Source organism: Micromonospora sp. SYSU B005, assembly GCF_055362685.1.
Window position 1 is genome coordinate 328608 of the sequence record NZ_JAXCFU010000003.1, and the last position, 16482, is coordinate 345089.

16 protein-coding genes are annotated in these 16482 nt (G+C 74.3%); 12 read left to right on the forward strand and 4 right to left on the reverse strand.

The features are described from left to right. Nucleotides 1-146: 146 nt before the first annotated feature. Nucleotides 147-839, forward strand: a complete 693-nt coding sequence (locus tag SM452_RS10700) for a hypothetical protein (RefSeq protein WP_355513346.1) — start codon at nucleotides 147-149, stop codon at nucleotides 837-839. Between the two features lie 23 nt (nucleotides 840-862). Next, complete coding sequence (locus SM452_RS10705; protein ID WP_262012180.1) at nucleotides 863-1600, forward strand: Pr6Pr family membrane protein; 738 nt, start codon at nucleotides 863-865, stop codon at nucleotides 1598-1600. A gap of 13 nt (nucleotides 1601-1613) precedes the next feature. Here the strand turns inward: SM452_RS10705 and SM452_RS10710 are convergent, their stop codons facing one another. The 3 genes from SM452_RS10710 to SM452_RS10720 form a co-directional block, all read right to left on the reverse strand. Continuing rightward, nucleotides 1614-3692 (reverse strand): amylo-alpha-1,6-glucosidase, encoded by a 2079-nt coding sequence (locus SM452_RS10710; RefSeq protein ID WP_355513343.1) that lies wholly within the window; start codon nucleotides 3690-3692, stop codon nucleotides 1614-1616. Then, nucleotides 3689-4066: an SCP2 sterol-binding domain-containing protein gene (locus tag SM452_RS10715; RefSeq protein WP_262012178.1), complete on the reverse strand. Its 378-nt coding sequence runs from the start codon at nucleotides 4064-4066 to the stop codon at nucleotides 3689-3691. Before SM452_RS10715 ends, SM452_RS10710 begins: the two co-directional genes overlap by 4 nt. A gap of 190 nt (nucleotides 4067-4256) precedes the next feature. Beyond that, on the reverse strand, nucleotides 4257-4763 hold the full coding sequence (locus tag SM452_RS10720) for a mycothiol transferase (RefSeq protein WP_355513340.1): 507 nt from the start codon (nucleotides 4761-4763) through the stop codon (nucleotides 4257-4259). 100 nt (nucleotides 4764-4863) lie between these two features. Between SM452_RS10720 and SM452_RS10725 the strand changes: the two genes are divergently transcribed. Next, entirely contained in the window at nucleotides 4864-5379 is a 516-nt protein-coding gene (locus SM452_RS10725) for a 2'-5' RNA ligase family protein (RefSeq protein ID WP_145752617.1), read from the forward strand. A gap of 517 nt (nucleotides 5380-5896) precedes the next feature. Here the strand turns inward: SM452_RS10725 and SM452_RS10730 are convergent. Next, nucleotides 5897-6376: a GNAT family N-acetyltransferase gene (locus tag SM452_RS10730; RefSeq protein ID WP_262012176.1), complete on the reverse strand. Its 480-nt coding sequence runs from the start codon at nucleotides 6374-6376 to the stop codon at nucleotides 5897-5899. A 175-nt stretch (nucleotides 6377-6551) separates the two neighbouring features. Here SM452_RS10730 and SM452_RS10735 point away from each other — a divergent pair, with 175 nt between their 5' ends. The 9 genes from SM452_RS10735 to SM452_RS10775 all read left to right on the forward strand — a co-directional run bounded on the left by SM452_RS10735 (nucleotide 6552) and on the right by SM452_RS10775 (nucleotide 16462). Further along, nucleotides 6552-7661, forward strand: a complete 1110-nt coding sequence (locus SM452_RS10735; RefSeq protein ID WP_355513336.1) for a hypothetical protein — start codon at nucleotides 6552-6554, stop codon at nucleotides 7659-7661. Between the two features lie 23 nt (nucleotides 7662-7684). Beyond that, the gene (locus SM452_RS10740; RefSeq protein ID WP_262012173.1) at nucleotides 7685-8512 is read left to right on the forward strand and encodes an MEDS domain-containing protein; all 828 of its coding nucleotides are present in this window, start codon (nucleotides 7685-7687) and stop codon (nucleotides 8510-8512) included. Next, nucleotides 8509-9471, forward strand: a complete 963-nt coding sequence (locus SM452_RS10745; RefSeq protein WP_262012172.1) for an anti-sigma factor RsbA family regulatory protein — start codon at nucleotides 8509-8511, stop codon at nucleotides 9469-9471. Before SM452_RS10740 ends, SM452_RS10745 begins: the two co-directional genes overlap by 4 nt. Before the next feature lie 136 nt (nucleotides 9472-9607). Continuing rightward, nucleotides 9608-11077, forward strand: coding sequence for a hypothetical protein (locus tag SM452_RS10750; protein WP_355513330.1), 1470 nt, complete (start codon nucleotides 9608-9610; stop codon nucleotides 11075-11077). A gap of 114 nt (nucleotides 11078-11191) precedes the next feature. Continuing rightward, a complete protein-coding gene (locus SM452_RS10755; RefSeq protein ID WP_135239181.1) occupies nucleotides 11192-11566 on the forward strand; it encodes a hypothetical protein in 375 nt (124 codons plus the stop codon). 42 nt (nucleotides 11567-11608) lie between these two features. Continuing rightward, a complete protein-coding gene (gene pip, locus SM452_RS10760; RefSeq protein WP_355513327.1) occupies nucleotides 11609-12559 on the forward strand; it encodes a prolyl aminopeptidase in 951 nt (316 codons plus the stop codon). 65 nt (nucleotides 12560-12624) lie between these two features. Continuing rightward, the gene (locus tag SM452_RS10765) at nucleotides 12625-13449 is read left to right on the forward strand and encodes a metallophosphoesterase family protein (RefSeq protein WP_463839815.1); all 825 of its coding nucleotides are present in this window, start codon (nucleotides 12625-12627) and stop codon (nucleotides 13447-13449) included. Continuing rightward, nucleotides 13446-14108: a 4'-phosphopantetheinyl transferase family protein gene (locus SM452_RS10770; protein WP_355513322.1), complete on the forward strand. Its 663-nt coding sequence runs from the start codon at nucleotides 13446-13448 to the stop codon at nucleotides 14106-14108. Before SM452_RS10765 ends, SM452_RS10770 begins: the two co-directional genes overlap by 4 nt. A gap of 92 nt (nucleotides 14109-14200) precedes the next feature. Next, nucleotides 14201-16462 carry a catalase gene (locus tag SM452_RS10775; protein WP_463839816.1) on the forward strand — a complete coding sequence of 754 codons (2262 nt, stop codon included), beginning with the start codon at nucleotides 14201-14203 and terminating at the stop codon, nucleotides 16460-16462. The last annotated feature ends 20 nt before the right edge of the window (nucleotides 16463-16482 follow it).

Consider the following 16482-nt stretch of genomic DNA (forward strand, 5'->3'; position numbering starts at 1 on the left):
GTAATTCAGTTCACCGCGACCGCCGGACATCGGCAACCGGAGATGCCCTCTCCGGGGGCGGACCGGCATCGGGTGACCGGCCTCACCGGGGCTTCGCGCCGACCGCGTGTGACGCCGGGCCGGGTCGGGGCGCTGAGGGTCACGAGATGGACGCATCCGGTCTGGACCAGGAAACCGTCGAGCGGCTGCTCGCCGGCTATTCCGGCGACGCGCCGTCCGCTCCGCCGGCCCTGCTCGCCGTGCTGGCCGCGGTCCGGGCCGCACCCGGCGCGGGCGAGCTCGACGGCGAGGCGGCAGCGGTCGCCGCGTACCGGTCGGCCCGGCGGATGCGCCGTCGCCGCCGTGTCCGCTTCGGTGTCCGGGTGGCGGTGGCCGGGCTCGCCGCGTCCCTCACCGGTGGTGTCGCGCTCGCCGCGACCGGAAACCTGCCGCGCGCCGCACGACCGGCGGCACCTCCGATCGGTACCGCGCCGCCCGCGCCGGAGACCCGTCCGGCCCGGCCGGCCGGCTCGCCGGGCCCCGGGACACCGCAGCCGTCCGCACCGCCGGGACTGTGCGTCGCGTACCGGGCGCTCGCCGAGCCGGACCGGGGACGCGCCCTCGCCACACCCGCCTTCAGCGATCTCGTCACCGCCGCCGGGGGGCACGACCGGGTGCCGGACTACTGCGCCGGGCTGCTGGGCGACGACGATCCGCCGGGCCGGGCCGGCGGCGGGCGAGGCGGCGGCCGGACCGCGCACCCGGTCCGCCCGTCCGGCGGACCGCCGGGCGTGGACGTCCCCGCGCCGGAGCACGCCGGGCCGCCGTCGGGCACCCCGCCCGGGCGGCGGGCCGGTTGACGACCGGCTGGTAACTTGCCCGCGTGACCCCCCGGCGTCGCCTGTCGGCGATCCTCCTCCGCGTGGCAGTGGTGCTCGCCGTGCTGGCCGGCATCGTCCTCACCGCGCTCGGCCCGGCCACGGTGACCGGCCTGCTGCCGTACTTCACCATCCAGAGCAACGTGGCGGTCGGCGTCGTCGCCGGGTACGCCGCCTGGTGCGCGCTGCGCCACCGGCCCGAGCCGCCGAGTGCCCTCAAGGGAGCGGTGACCCTCTACATCACCATCACCGGCACCGTCTACCACCTGGTGCTGGCCAACCCGGCCAGCCCGTTCGCGATGGCCCAGCCGGACCGGCAACCGGGTGAGTGGTGGGGCAACCAGTTCCTGCACACCGTGGTGCCGCTGCTGGCGGTCGCCGACTGGGCGCTGTTCGACAGGCGCGGCCGGCTGCGCCCCCGGTACGCCGCCTGGTGGCTGGTGTTCCCGCTCGGATACCTCGGGTTCGCGCTGGTACGCGGCCTGGTCGTGGACAGGTACCCGTACCCGTTCATCGACGCGGGCGAGCTCGGCTACGACGGGGTGGCGGTCAGCGCGGTCGGGTTCGCCACGGTGTTCTGGCTGCTGGGCCTGCTGTTCGTGGGCGTGGACCGGCTGCTCGCCCGGGCCGGGCGCGCCGAACCGGCGACCCCGGCGGCCGCGCCCGGCGCGGTGGAGCCGCCGGCCGCGGCCGGGCCGGAGGAGCCGCCGGTGGTCCAGCGGGAGACCACCGGCTCGGCCTGAGCGGCCCGGCGGATCAGGCGGCGCGCCGGGCCGGCCCGCCCGCGCGGATCCGGCGGCCCGCGCCGCGTTCCCGGCCGTACGAGTCGGCCCGCCCCCAGCGGCCCGGCACGTCGAGCAGCTCGATCCGCCCGAAGCCGGCCGGAACGGCCGGGTTCACCAGCAGGTTCTCGCCGCACGGGCGCAGCCCCAGCATGGTCGCCAGCAGCATCAGCAACCCGCTCGACGCCCACGACTGCGGTCGCCCGGCCTCCGGCAACTGGACCGGGTACTTGGTCAGCGCGCGGGGGTAGCCGGCGATCGTCTCCGGGACCGATCCGCCGAGCGTCTCCGCCATCGCGAACACGCTGGCGGCGATGTCGGCCGCCTCCTCGTCGTAGCCGTACCGCCGCAGCCCCGCCGCGACGATCGCGTTGTCCCAGGGCCACACCGCGCCGAGGTGCGCGCCGACCGGGTTGTACGGCCGCTGCCCCTGCGCGTAGGTGCGCACGCCCCAGCCGGAGAACAGGTCCGGCCCGCGCAGGTGCCCGGCCAGCGCGTCGGCCCGTTCCGGCGCCACGATGCCGCTCCACAGCAGGTGCCCCAGGTGCGAGGTGAGCGCGTCGACCGGCTCACCGTCCGGGGTGAGCGCCAGCGCGTAGTAGCCGCGCTGCGGCAGCCAGAAGTCCCGATCGAACCGCTCCCGCAGGCGCGCCGCGTCGGCCTCCAGGCGCTCGGCGTAGGCCGGGTCGCCCCAGAACTCCCGGGCCAGGCGGGCGCCCCGGATCCGCGCGTCGTACGCGTACCCCTGGAGCTCGCACGTGGCGCGCGGGTACGGCGGCTCCACGCCGTGCCGGTCGACGATCGCCGCCGGCGAATTGCGCCAGGTCTGGTTGGCGACCCCGGTGTCGGTGTTGCGCGGCTGGTAGCGCAGGTAGCCGTCGCCGCACTGGTCGCCGTAGCGGGTCAGCCAGTCCAGCGCCATCCGGGCCGGGTGCCGCAGTTCGTGGACCAGGTCGGTGTCACCGGTCCAGCGCTCGTACTCGTCGAGCAGGATCACGAACAGCGGGGTGGTGTCGGCGGCGCCGTAGTAGAGCGCGGTGGGCTGCTCGTCGAACGCGGCCGCCTCGCCGTACCGCAGCTCGGCGACGATCTTGCCGGGTTCCTCCTCGTGCCGGTCGTCTAGCCGGCCGCCCTGCGCCATCGCCAGCATGTGCAGCGTTCCCGGGGTCAGCTCGGGCGTGAACGGCAGCGTCTGGAGGCAGGTGATCAGCGCGTCCCGCCCGTACAGCGCCATCGCCCAGGGCATCCCGCCGACCGGCACCCGCTCGCTGTAGGCCAGCGGCATGTGGCGCAGCGCGGCCAGGTCGGTCAGGGCCTGCCGGTACACGGCGGCCGGCCCGGGCCGGTCGGCGACCAGGTGCGGCGCCCGGTCGTACCACCGTTCGAGGTCGTCGCGCATGTCCTGACGGACGTGCTGCCGGTGCGACTCGATGCCGGCCCGCAGGTCCCGCCCGCCGGCGCCCTGGATGACCATGGCGACGTGCAGGTCGACCTGCCACTTGCCCTGCGGCTCGACGCGGATCCGGAAGGTCATCCCGCGCGCGTCCACCTCCCCCGGGACGGTGCTGGAGACGCACGTCTCCCGGGTGAACCGCCCACGCTCGTACCGGATCCGCAGCCGCCGCTGCTCCGGTTCGGGGATGACGGTCGGGCGGCGCGGGCCGGGACGCAGGATCTCGGAGGTGTCGGCGAAGTCGCCGGCCATCTCCATCCGCACCGTGTACTCGGCGGGCTCGGCCGAGTGGTTCAGCACCGTGAGGCTCTCGTGGTACGCCTCGTCGATCGAGCGGTGCCGGATCACCGAGACGTCGGCGTCCACGTAGTGGCTGGCCGCGCCCGGCACCAGCACGAAGCGGGTCTCGAAGTAGGTCAGGTCGTCGCGGGACAGCGCGTGCAACCGCTCGCCGTCGATCGTGAGCACCCAGTGGGACAGGAACCGGGTGTCGAACGAGAACAGGCCGATCGGCGCGGACGGGTCGCGTTCCATGTCCCCCTGCGCGTCGCTCACGGCGAACGCGTTGCCGGCGAGGACATGGACCAGCTCCTGCCTCATCGGGCCGCCACCCGGGCGCCGGCCACGTCCCGGGGGTCCCGGGCGTCCGGCGGGCCGGGGAAGAGCCGGCGCAGCGTCATCAGCAGCTTGAGTTCGCCCTGCACGGCGAGGTCGTTGCGCAGCAGCGCGGCGGCCGGGTGCAGGCGCCCCGCCGCGATCCGGTCGAACACCTCGCGGTTCGCGCCGACCACCAGGTCGGCCTCCTCGGCCAGGCGGTCCACCCGGACGTCCTGCCGGTCGATGGTCAGGTACCAGTGCTCGGTGCGGCCGTCGTCGCGCAGGTCCAGGCGGATGGTGCCGGAGGTGGTCTCGGGCAGCTCCGGGTGCCGGCCGGCGGTTCCCCGGGTCAGGTGTTCCACGGCCGAGACGCTCATCGGGCCCTCCTCGTCGGTGGTCGCGGCCGGCGCCGCTCGTCCCGCAGCGTCCCCGCATCGCGGGTGAGGCGAACTCACCCGAACCGGGTGAGGCGGGGCGGCGCGGCGGGTATCCCTGCGGCCATGCCGACGACCGGGGACGCCACCGCCGACCGGGTGCTGCTCGCGCTGCGCCGGGCCGGCGCGGCGCTCAGCGCAGGATGAGTCCCCGCACGTACGCGGCCTGCCCGACGTGCTGGAGGTCGTCGTCGAGCACGCTCACCAGCCGCACCCCGAGCGTCACCGGCGGATCCCAGTTCTCGTCCACCACCCGGTCGAGGTCGGCCGGGCGCAGGCCGCGCAGGTACGCGAGGCTCCGGTCCACCACCGCCCGGTGGTAGTCGAGCAGCACAGCGCCGTTCTCGGGGCGTACCGCGGCGATCTGCTCCGGGCCGTGCCCGAAGCCGGTGTCGGCGGGGTCCGGCGGCAGGCCGCAGCGCGCCGCCCAGTCGCCGGTGGCCCACAGCTGCGGCTCCCCCATCACGTCGGCCACGTGGTCGTCCTGGATCCGGGTCAGGTGCCAGACCAGCCAGCCGACCGGGTTCGCCCCGTCGGCCGGCGCCCGCCGCAGCTGGGCCGCGTCGAGCCCGTCGAGCGCCCCGGCGACCAGATCGGGCAACCGCCCGTACGCCTCGGTCAGCACGTCCGTCGCGTCCACGTGTCCCTCACTCCCCTGCCGTCTTCTGCCGTCCCCTCGGGCAGTACCGCCCAGCGTGCCCGGCAAACCTCGGCGCGGGCCCCGCCTCTAGGGTGATCGCGTGGTCGCGGCGCTGGAGCTGTATCTGGACACCGACGCCACCCGGCGGATCCGGGTGCTGTGGGACCTGCTGGAGTCCGACGGGGTGCCGAGCATGCGGTCCCTGCTGGCGCAGCGGCACCGCCCGCACGTCTCGCTGGCGGTCGCGCCCCGCCTGGACCCGCACCGCGTCGCCGAGGCGCTCGCCGGAACCGTGGTGGCCGCGCCGCTGCGGCTGGAGTTCCAGCACGCCGGGCAGTTCGTCGGGCGGGTCCTCTGGCTCGGGCCGGCGCCGACGCCCGAACTGCTGGCGCACCACGCCGCCGTGCACGAGCGGCTGGCGCGGGCCGGCGTCGAGGTGGTGGAGCACTACCGCCCGGGCCGCTGGGTGCCGCACTGCACGCTGTCGATGCGGGTACCGAACCCGCTGATGGGCGCGGCGGTGCGTCGCTGCCTGGAGGTGCTTCCGCTGACCGCGACGGTGGTCGGCGCGGCGGTGGCCGACCACGCCCGCGACATCTCCCACCCCCTCCCCTGACCCCCTCCCCACCAAGCTCCACGCCCACTCCCCCCGACCTGGTGTCGACCATGGCCCTGTCCGCACGGAGGACGCCCCCGCTCGACACCACCCTGTCCGCGCCCCCGAGCCAAGCAGCCCCCTCCACACCCGTGATCCACACCAGTTCCCCGAAGTGGCGCCATCCTCGTCCATGATCAACACCAGCTCGGGGAAATGGCGGCATCAGACCACCTCGGATGCAGCCACCTCCCCGAACTGGTGTCGATCACGAGGTCGACAGCACGCGAGGGCCATCGCCGTCACGCGGACAACAGCCAGACCTCACCAGCCGCCAGCGCGCACCCCTCCCCACCTCCACCACTGGGCCGACCCTCGGAATCCAGGGGACATGGTCCACACCATCTCGCTGAAGTGGCGACATCCCCGCCCCAAGATCGACACCAGTTCGGGGAAATGGCGGCATCAGGCCACCTCGGATGCAGCCACCTCCCCGAACTGGTGTCGATCTTGGGCGGGGGCAGCGGCGGCGGGCCGGTCACGTCAAGGGAAGGCGAGGGTCGGTTCCGGTGAGGTCGAGAAGGAACGTCGGGTAGTCCGGCTGTGGGCACGGGTCGCCCCGATGACCGAGCCGCTCGTAGAACGGCGCCGCCCGCTCGTGGTGGGCCTGCCACTCCAGGTGCCGGGCCCGCCCGCCGGCCCAGCGCCGCACCGCCGTGAACAAGGCACGGCCCACCCCGTCACGCCGCCGGTCCGGAACGACGTACAGGTCGTGCAGGCGTACGGTGCGGTGCGCGTCACCGGAACGCAGGTGCGGGCCGTGGTCCTGGGCGGCGGCGTACCCGGCCAACCCGCCCGCGTCGATGGCACCGAGCAGCGCCCAGCGGGGGTCGGCGAGCAGCGCGGCGAACCGCAGCCGGTGGGCCTCCGGCGGGTCGTCGCCCACACCCATGTCCCGCAGCATCGGCCACAGCTGCGGCCAGTCCGGCACGCGCAGGTCCCGCACGATGATCGGCATCGGACCAGGATGCGGGCGGGACAGCGCGGCGGCGACCGGGTTTCGCGCCATCTGCGGCCGCCCTGACGATCGGGACCGAACCGACGCAAGCTGGTAAAAGCGCAGGTCAGAGCCATTCTGGCCACCCGAAGACGTGCGGCCGGAGCGGCAGCGAAGCACGTCGAAGGAGAGCCTCATGGCCGCACCCGTCGTCCGTTCCGTCACCGCCGACCAGACCGTCCTGCTACCAGGGCAGTCGACCACCGTCCGGGTGGACGCCTACCACCCCGACTCGCGCCTGCTGACGCTCGCCGGCCGGGTCAGCGACCCCACCGGCGTCACCTGGGACAGCCCGGTCCGGGTGGACCTGAGCGTCCCGTTGACCATCCAGCTCGCCGGCGCCTCGCCAGGGGTGACAGTCACACCGAGCGGCACCGAACCGGGCCGCTTCACAGTCACCGTGCTGGCCGGCCGGGGCACGGTGACGCTGACCGCGACGGCGCGTGACGGCGCCGGCCGCACCGGCACGGGCACCGCCACATTGACCGTGCCGCTGCTGGTCGGGATGAGCGCCGAGAAGGGCGCCCGGACCCAGCGGGCGGTGGCCGACTACCCGGGCATCCGCTACATGCGCGACTTCGGCACGGACGGCCCGGACGCGGACGCGCTGCCGGAACTGCCCCCGCTGAACGCGGGCAAGTTCGCCGACGCGCCCTCGGCCGTCATGCACGTCAGCTGGAAGGACGACGTCGAGCAGCTGGCCGGCTGGCTCGACGGCGTGAACCGCCCGATCTACCTGACCTGGTACCACGAGCCGATGGGCGACGTGACCCCCGCCACGTACCGGGCGACGGCGAGCCGGGTGACGCAGATACTGGCGGCGCACCGCAACCGGCGGTGGGTGCTCGGGCACGGCCCGATCGTGACCCGCTACTGGCTCGACGAGGGGCGCGGCAACCCGGCCGACTGGGGTTACCCGGGCATGACCCACTACGGCGTGGACTGCTACTCCCGGGACACCGCCGCGTACTGGCCCGCCTCCCGGATGTTCGGCGTGGCCTTCGGCAAGGTGCGCGCCGCGTACCCGGGGATCCGGCTGCTGGTGCCCGAGTACGGCCTGAGCCGCATCGCCGCGGACACCACCGGCGCGGGCCGGGCGCGGACGATCCGCGAGCACGTCACCTGGCTGCGGCAGCAGAACGACGTGGACGCGATCGCGTACTGGAACAACTGGGCCGAGTTCGAGCTGGGTGACCCGCCGCTCGAGGCCACGGCCTGGCGCGATCTCCAGGTGGGCCCGGCATAGACTGGGCCCATGAGGCGGAGTCGGTGACCAGCGGGAGCGTGACGTACCCGGGCTACACCCACGGCTGCCTCGCCTACGACGACCCGGCCGTGCTGCGCGCGCTGACGGTCGAGCAGGTAAGCGCGGGTCTGGCCGCCGGTGAGCAGGTATGGGTGGTCTGTCCGGAGGATCGCGCCACCGTCACCGGCTGGCTGGCCTCGGTTCCCGGGGTCGACGCCGCGCGCCGGCGGGACGCGCTACGGCTGGTTCCCGTCGGCGAGGCGTACCGGCACGACGAGATCGTCGATCCCGACCGGCAGGTCCAGGCGTACGTGCGGGCCACCACCGAGGCGCTGACCGCGGGGCACACCGGCCTGCGGGTGCTGGCGGAGGCGACGAGCCTGGTCCGCAGCCCGGCCCAGCGGGACGCGTTCGCCCGCTACGAGCACCGGATCGACCACTGGATGCGGCACCGGCCGATGTCGGCGGTGTGCGCCTACGACCGCCGGCAGCTGGACGACGCGGCGATCGCCGAGCTGGCCTGCCTGCACTCGGTGACGAACGCGGACGTGCTGTTCCGGCTGCACGCCGGCGACGGCGACTCGGTGGTGGCGCTGGCCGGCGAGCTGGACCCGTCCAACCACCGGGACTTCGCCGCCGCGCTGGAGCGGGCCGACCCGCGGCCGGTGGCGGGCCGGGTCGTGTTCGACGCCGCCGAGCTGCGTTTCGTCGACCACCGCAGCCTGCTGCATCTGCGCGACCACGCCCGCCGGCACGACGCCGTCGCGGTGCTGCGCACGCCGAGCCGCGCCCCGGCCCGGCTCGTCGACCTGCTCAGTCTGTCGGAGGTACGGGTGGAGGTCGTCCGATGAGGAGCGGCGCGGCCTTCGGCCACGTGGGCTACTTCCACGAGGCGTTCGTCTACGACTCCGACGAGGAGTTGCTGGCGGTGGCGCTGCCGTTCCTGCTGGACGGGATCGCGGCGGGCGAGCCGACGGCGGTGAACCTGGACGAGCGCAACGCCGAGCTGGTGCGCCGGGCGCTGCCCACCGGCGCCGAGGTCACGTTCCTGCCGGTCAGCGACGTCTACGCCCGGCCCAGCGTCGCGCTGCGTTCCTACCGGGAGCTGCTCGCCTCGTACGTGGCGGCGGGGGCGGCGCAGATCCGGATGGTCGGCGAGCTGCCGCCGGTGCTGCTCGGCGCGACCTGGGACTGGTGGGCGCGCTACGAGTCGGCGATCAACCACGCCTACGACGACTTCCCGCTCTGGGGCATCTGCGCCTACGACCGCCGGGGCACGCCGCCGCGTGTGCTCGCCGACGTGGCGCGTACCCATCCGCTGGTGGCGCGGCCGGACGGCAGGCACGAGGCGGCGGGTCTCTACACCGAGCCGACGAGCTACCTGACCGAGTTCCGGCCGGCGCCCCCGGACCCGGTGCAGCGGACCGTGCCGCTGGTCGAGCTGGTCGACCCGACGCCGGCCCGTGCGCGAGCCGAGGTGCGCGCCGCCGACCGTGGCCTGCTGCCGCCCGACGGCCTGGACGGCCTGGTCATCGCGGTCAGCGAGGTGGTGAGCAACGCGCTGCGCCACGGCGAGCCGCCGGTGTGCCTGCGGTTGTGGCGCGCACCGGACCGGATCGTGGTGACCGTCCACGATCGGGGGACCGGCCCGAAGGACCCGTTCGCCGGGCTGCTGCCGGCGGGCGACGGTTCCGACGGTGGTCTGGGCCTGTGGATCAGCCACCAGAGTTGCGACCACGTGACGTACCACAGGGACGCGACCGGCTTCACCATCCGCCTGACGGCGGGGAACCCGCACTTCCCGGTCTGACCGTGCCGCCGGTCGGCGGGCAGGGGGGCGGGGCGGGGCGAGCCTCGCGCGCGGACGCGGTACCGTAGCGCCTCATCGTGCCCTGCGGGGCGGTCATCCGCCGGCCTGGCGCTGGCGAACCGACGGAGGATGGCGAATGTCCAACGGTGCCGAGCCGTTCGCACCCCACGACGACCTGTCCGGGCGGCCCCGGTTCGATCCCGCGTTGCGCGGCTACGACAAACGTCAGGTGGACCGGTACGTCGAGCAGATCGACGCCGAGGTGAGCGCGCTGACCGCCGCGCGGGACCGGGCGTACGCGCAGGTGCGCGACCTGACCGCGCAGGTGCAGCGGGCGCAGGCCGAGGCGGTGGAGCTGCGGGACCGTCCGTCGGCGGTGGACCGGGCGTCCTTCCGCGACCTCGGCCCGATGGTGGACCAGATCCTGGACCTGGCCGAGAAGCAGGCCGGCCAGATCACCGACGTGGCCACCCGGCGCGCGGAGGACGTCCAGGGGCAGGCGGAGAAGCTGCTCGCCGCCGCGCAGGAGCAGGCCGCGCGGGAGCGGCGTGAGCTGGACGAGGAGCTGTCCGCCCGCCGGGCCGAGCAGGAGCGGGTGGACGAGGAGCGGCGGGCGGCCGCGCAGGCGGAGCTGACCGCGGTGCGGGAGCTGGCGGAGAAGCTGCGCGTCGAGGGTCAGGCCGTGCACGACCGGGCCCAGCAGGAGGCGAAGCGGATCAGCGAGCAGAGCGCGCAGCAGGTCGAGCAGGCGCGCTCGGCGTCCGAGGCACTGGTGAAGGCCGCGCGGACGCAGATCCAGCAGGAGGTCCAGGCCAACCGCAGCAAGGCCCAGCAGGAGCTGGCCCAGTGGCAGGCCACGATGGCCAAGGAGCTGGACGAGCGGCGGGCCGCCGCCGAGCAGGAGCTGGCCGACCGGGCCGCCGCGGCGGAGAAGGACATCGCCGCGCTGGTCGCCGAGGCGCAGCAGTACGCCACCGAGGTCCGGGAGCGGGCCGACGAGGAGACGGCGGCGCACCAGGAGCAGCTCGCCGGCGTGCAGCGGGAGATCCAGCAGCGGCAGGAGACGCTGACCGGGCTCAAGGCGGAGCTGGAGAGCGTCTCCCGGCAGCTGGAGGACACCCGCCAGGAGATCGCCACCATCGAGCGGACCGGCGCGGAGGTGGAGGAGCGACTGGTCGGCGTACGCCGGGAGCTGGCCGCGGAGACCAAGCGGCTGGACGAGGCGCGGCGCGCGGCGGACCTGGCCGAGCAGCACGCGAAGGAGACCCGGGCCCGGGTGCAGCGGGAGGCCAAGCGGGTCGCCGACCTGGCCGCGGCGGCGGTCATGGCGGCGGCCGCGGGCGGCGGGGAGACCGCCGAGTACCCGCAGGTGCCGGCGCGCCCGCCGATCACCGTACCGGCCGAGGTGACGCCCCGGGCCGTGGACGGGCGGACCGAGCCGGACGCGATCGAGCCGGACCGGTCGGAGCCGCCCGCGGTGGAGCCGTTCGTCGAGCGGCTGGACGGGCCGAGCTTCGACGCGTTCGCGGTCCGCACGCCGGCTCCGCGCGGTGTGCCCGAGGCGGAGACGACGGGTACGGACAACGGCGTACCGGCCACCGCCTGAGACGTCGGCGCCGCCGGTCCGGCGGCACCGCATCTTGCTCATCGACCTTGCTCTATGCAAATATTTGGATCGATCTGCTGGTGCATCTCGATCTTTATTCGGGGGTTGACGGGTATGCGGAAGATCTTCTCCATCGGTGCCGCCGTCGTCCTGACCGTCGCGTCGGCGGGCGCCGTGGTGGCCGGCACGGCCGCACCGGCGAGCGCCGGGTGCAGCCACTCGCACTCCAACGTGGACAGCAAGTTCGGCCAGCTGTTCAACGCCACGAACGTCAACATCCGCACCGGCCCGCACACCACCTGCGCCTCGCTGGGCTACGGGCAGCTCAGTCACACGGTCGACTTCCACTGCTTCGCCAGCGGCGACCGGGTCAGCGCGAACGGCCACACCACCTACACGTGGACCTACCTGCGGGACGTCACCACTGGTGTCTCCGGCTGGGTCGCCGACGCGCTGCTGGACAACCTCGGCGGCAACGTCGCCTGCTGACCGGGCCACCCGGCGGGCCCGCGGCGGGCACAATGACCGGGCATGACCGGTCTGCACCCGCCCGTCGAGCCGTACGACACCCATCTGCTCCCGGTCGGTGACGGCCACGTCCTGTACGTGGAGGAGGTCGGCCGGCCGGACGGCGTACCAGTGGTGTTCCTGCACGGCGGCCCCGGCGGCGGCCTGGTGCCGGCGGCCCGCCGGTTCTTCGATCCCGCGCGCCACCGGGCCGTGCTGTTCGACCAGCGCGGCGCCGGCCGCAGCACCCCGCACGGCGAGGTGCGCGCCAACACCACCTGGCATCTGGTGGCCGACCTGGAGACGATCCGGCAGCGGCTGGGCATCGACTCGTGGCTGGTGTTCGGCGGGTCGTGGGGCACCACGCTCGGCCTGGCGTACACGCAGGCGCACCCGGAGCGGGTGACCGGGCTGGTCCTGCGCGGTGTGCTGCTGCTGCGGCGCAGCGAGCGGGACTGGTTCTACCAGGGCGGGCTGCGCCACCTCCAGCCCGAGGAGTGGGAGCGGTTCGTGGCGCCGATCCCGCCGGACGAGCGCGACGACGTGCTGGCCGCGTACCACAGGCGGTTGCACGGCCCGGACCAGGCGCGGGCCCGGGAGTACGCGCGGGCCTGGGGGCGGTGGGAGGCGGTCAACTCGTCGCTGCGGCCCGACCCGGAACTGCTCGCCCACTTCACCACCGACGACCACGCGCTGCCGGTGGCCCGGATCCTGTCGCACTACGCGGTGCACGGCGGTTTCCTGGCCGAGGGTCAGTTGCTCGACGGCGTGGACCGGATCCGGCACCTGCCCGCCGTCATCGTCAACGGCCGGTACGACATGTGCTGCCCGCCGGTGTCCGCGTACGACCTGGCCCGCCGGTGGCCGGAGGCGACGCTGCGGATCGTGCCGGCGGCCGGGCACTCCGCCGCCGAGCCGGCCGTCACCCGGGAGGTGCTGCGGGCACTCGACGAGGTGACCGCGAGGGTCGGCTGACCGGTGCCGAACCCCCACCGGTCCGCGCCTGGTCATCGGCGACCTCCGCTGGCAGGATCGGCCGGGTGACGGGTGCGCTGTACGCGGTCAGTGACCTCCACGTGTCGTACGCGGAGAACCGCGCGGTGGTGGACGGCCTGCGGCCGGAGACGGCGGACGACTGGCTGATCGTGGCCGGGGACGTCGGCGAGGTCTTCGCCGACATCGAGCGGACGCTGCGGCTGCTGCGCGACCGGTTCACGCGGGTGGTGTGGGCGCCGGGCAACCACGAGCTGTGGACCAGCCCGAACGACCCGGTGACGCTGCGCGGGGTGGCCCGCTACGACGCCCTCGTGGCGATGTGCCGCGAGCTGGGCGTGCTGACCCCGGAGGACGACTACCCGGTGTGGCGCGGTGCGGGCGGGCCGGTGACGGTGGCGCCGCTGTTCCTGCTCTACGACTACTCGTTCCGCACCCCCGGCACCACCACCAAGGAGGAGTCGCTGCGCGCGGCGTACGACGCCGGCGTGGTGTGCACCGACGAGGTGATGTTGCACCCGGACCCGTACCCGGACCGGGAGTCCTGGTGCGCGGCGCGGCTGGAGGTGACCCGGCGACGGCTGGAGGCCACCGACCCGGCGCTGCCGACAGTTCTGGTCACCCACTGGCCGCTGGTGCGCCAGCCCACCGAGGTGCTCTGGTTCCCGGAGTTCGCCCAGTGGTGCGGCACCGACCGGACGGCCGACTGGCACGTGCGCCACCGGGCCGTCGTCGCGGTCTACGGCCACCTGCACATCCCGCGCACCACGCACTACGACGGGGTGCGGTTCGAGGAGGTGTCGCTGGGCTACCCGCGCGAGTGGCGGCGCCGGGGCGGTGAGCCGGCGCCGATGAAGCGGATCCTCGGATGATCGGGGCGCTGCTGCCGGCCGGGGCGCTGGCCGTCGAGGCGTTCGCCGACGTGCCGGACGAGGCGCCGTACCCGGGCGAGGAGGACCTGGTCGCCCGCGCGGTGGCCGCGCGCCGCCAGGAGTTCGTGACGGCCCGCCGCTGCGCGCGGGAGGCGCTGGCCCGCCTCGGGTACGCCCCGGCGCCGATCCGTCCCGGTCCCCGGCGGGAACCGGTCTGGCCGGCCGGCGTGGTGGGCAGCATCACGCACTGCACCGGCTACCGGGCGGCGGCGGTGGCCCCGGCCGGGGCGCTCGCCGGGCTGGGCATCGACGCCGAGCCGCACGAGCCGCTGCCGGACGGGGTGGCCGGGGTGGTCACAGTGGCGGGCGAGCCGGAGCGGCTGGCCGCGCTGCGCGACGCCGACCCGGGGACGCACTGGGACCGGCTGCTGTTCAGCGCCAAGGAGTCGGTCTACAAGGCGTGGTACCCGCTGACCGGGCGCTGGCTCGGGTTCGAGGAGGCGGAGCTGACCTTCGATCCGGAGGGCCGGTTCACCGCCCGGATCCTGGTCGACGGCACCCGCACCGACGGCGGCCCGCCGCTTGACGTCCTGGACGGCCGCTGGCTGGTCGCCGGCGGGCTGCTGCTCACCGCCGTGGCCGTGCCGCGCCGGTCCTGACCAGCGATACCGCGATTGTTCCGGTTTGCCCGCCCTGAGCTGGGGTAGGGCCGAAAGGGCCTGGACATTTAGCTGTAGGAGGACAGGTCCTGATGGAATCCAGCAAGCCCGCCCAGATCGTCAAAGGTGTCGTCGAAGCCGCCGTCGAGAAGGTCGGCGACGCGCTGACTCCGGACGTGCCGGGCGCTCCCGGCAGCGCGCCGCCACCGCTGGAGGAGCCGACCACGCCGCACGGGCCGCTGCCGCCCAAGGCCGAGCAGGGCGCGCCGGACACCCGGACCCCGACCGGCGCCGAGACCGGCGTGCCGAAGATCGCCAAGGGGCAGCAGGGCGCGTACCTCACCACCGCCAACGGCGCCCGGCTGCGCGACACCGACCACTCGCTCAAGGCCGGTCCGCGCGGCCCGGTCCTGCTTCAGGACCACCACCTGCGGGAGAAGATCACCCACTTCGACCACGAGCGGATCCCGGAGCGGGTGGTGCACGCCCGGGGCGCGGGCGCGCACGGCACGTTCGTCGCCAACGGCGCCGCCGAGAAGGTCACCCGGGCCGGGTTCCTGAAGAAGGGCCGCGAGACGCCGGTCTTCGTCCGCTTCTCCACCGTGCTGGGCTCGCGCGGGTCGGCCGACACGGTCCGCGACACCCGCGGCTTCGCCACCAAGTTCTACACCGACGAGGGCACGTTCGACCTGGTCGGCAACAACATCCCGGTCTTCTTCATCCAGGACGCGATCAAGTTCCCGGACGTCATCCACGCCGGCAAGCCACACCCGGACCGGGAGATCCCGCAGGCGCAGAGCGCGCACGACACGTTCTGGGACTTCGTCTCGCTGCACACCGAGGCGCAGCACCACACCATCTGGAACATGTCCGACCGGGGCATCCCGCGGTCCTACCGGACCATGGAGGGCTTCGGCGTCCACACCTTCCGGATGGTCGACGACGCCGGGGCGACGGTGCTGGTCAAGTTCCACTGGAAGCCGAAGCTCGGCGTGCACTCCCTGGAGTGGGAGGAGGCCCAGCTGATCAGCGGCATGGACCCGGACTTCCACCGCCGCGACCTGTACGACGCCATCGAGGCCGGCGCGTTCCCCGAGTGGGAGCTGGGCATCCAGGTCTTCCCGGACACGCCGGAGGAGACGTTCGCCGGGATCGACCTGCTCGACCCGACGAAGATCGTGCCGGAGGAGCTGGCGCCGGTACAGGCGATCGGCACCCTCACCCTCAACAAGACGCCGCGCAACTTCTTCGCCGAGACCGAGCAGGTGGCGTTCCACGTCGGGCACCTGCCGCCCGGCATCGACGTCACGAACGACCCGCTGATGCAGGGCCGCCTCTTCTCGTACGTGGACACGCAGCTCACCCGCCTGGGCGGGCCGAACTTCACCCAGATCCCGATCAACCGGCCGCACGCCGACGTCAACGACATGCTGCGTGACGGCTTCCACCAGCACGCGGTGCACGCGGGCGTGGCGCCGTACCGGCCGAACTCGCTGGACGGGGGCAACCCGTTCCCGGCCGGCGACCGCGAGCACGCGTTCGTGGACACGCCGGTGACGGTGGCCGAGGCACCGAAGGTGCGGGCCGCACCTGCGTCCTTCGACGACCACTACAGCCAGGTACGCCTGTTCTGGCAGAGCATGTCGCCGGTGGAGAAGGAGCACATCATCCGGGCGTACACGTTCGAGCTGGGCAAGTGCTACCACCAGGCGATCAAGGAGCGGCAGCTCCAGTGCCTGGCGAACGTCGACCCGGTGCTGTGCGAGCAGGTGGCGACCGGCCTGGGCCTGCCCGTACCGCAGCCCACCGTGCCGCTCGCGGAGGTGCAGCCCAGCCCGGCGCTGTCCCAGGTGGGCCGGGAGTGGCCGGCCGACGGCCGGATGGTCGGCATCGTGGTCGACGCCCAGGCCGACCTGGGCGACGTGCACGAGGTACGCCGGGCGGTGACCGCCGCCGGCATGGTGCCGCTGCTGATCGCCGCGCACGGCGGCACCGTCGACGGGCTGCCGGTGCAGCGCACGTTCGCCACCGGCCGCTCGGTCGAGTTCGACGCGGTGCTGCTGGCCGGCGCACCGGCCCCGGCGCCGGACGCGCTGCCGGCCCGCGACGCCAAGGCCGGCGCGCCGGGCTCGGCCACCGTCGACCCGCGCGTGCTGCTGCTGGTCGAGGAGGCGTGGCGGCACGCCAAGGTGATCGGTGCCTGGGGCGCGGGCGCCGAGGTGCTGAACCAGGCCGGTGTCACCGGCACGCCGGGCGTGGTGACCGGTGGTTCCGGCACCGAGGTGCTCGGCGAGGTGCAGCGGCTGATGGCGGCGCACCGGGTCTGGGAGAGGTTCCCGGCCTCGGTCGCCTGATCCCGAAGTCGTGCGTGGGG

Coding starts and splice junctions, on each gene's coding strand:
- SM452_RS10755 (WP_135239181.1), top strand. CDS start 11,192: ATGCGGAAGATCTTCTCCATCGGTGCCGCCGTCGTCCTGACCGTCGCG.
- SM452_RS10750 (WP_355513330.1), top strand. CDS start 9,608: ATGTCCAACGGTGCCGAGCCGTTCGCACCCCACGACGACCTGTCCGGG.
- SM452_RS10745 (WP_262012172.1), top strand. CDS start 8,509: ATGAGGAGCGGCGCGGCCTTCGGCCACGTGGGCTACTTCCACGAGGCG.
- SM452_RS10715 (WP_262012178.1), bottom strand. CDS start 4,066: ATGAGCGTCTCGGCCGTGGAACACCTGACCCGGGGAACCGCCGGCCGG.
- SM452_RS10710 (WP_355513343.1), bottom strand. CDS start 3,692: ATGAGGCAGGAGCTGGTCCATGTCCTCGCCGGCAACGCGTTCGCCGTG.
- SM452_RS10730 (WP_262012176.1), bottom strand. CDS start 6,376: ATGCCGATCATCGTGCGGGACCTGCGCGTGCCGGACTGGCCGCAGCTG.
- SM452_RS10735 (WP_355513336.1), top strand. CDS start 6,552: ATGGCCGCACCCGTCGTCCGTTCCGTCACCGCCGACCAGACCGTCCTG.
- SM452_RS10770 (WP_355513322.1), top strand. CDS start 13,446: ATGATCGGGGCGCTGCTGCCGGCCGGGGCGCTGGCCGTCGAGGCGTTC.
- pip (WP_355513327.1), top strand. CDS start 11,609: ATGACCGGTCTGCACCCGCCCGTCGAGCCGTACGACACCCATCTGCTC.
- SM452_RS10775 (WP_463839816.1), top strand. CDS start 14,201: ATGGAATCCAGCAAGCCCGCCCAGATCGTCAAAGGTGTCGTCGAAGCC.
- SM452_RS10700 (WP_355513346.1), top strand. CDS start 147: ATGGACGCATCCGGTCTGGACCAGGAAACCGTCGAGCGGCTGCTCGCC.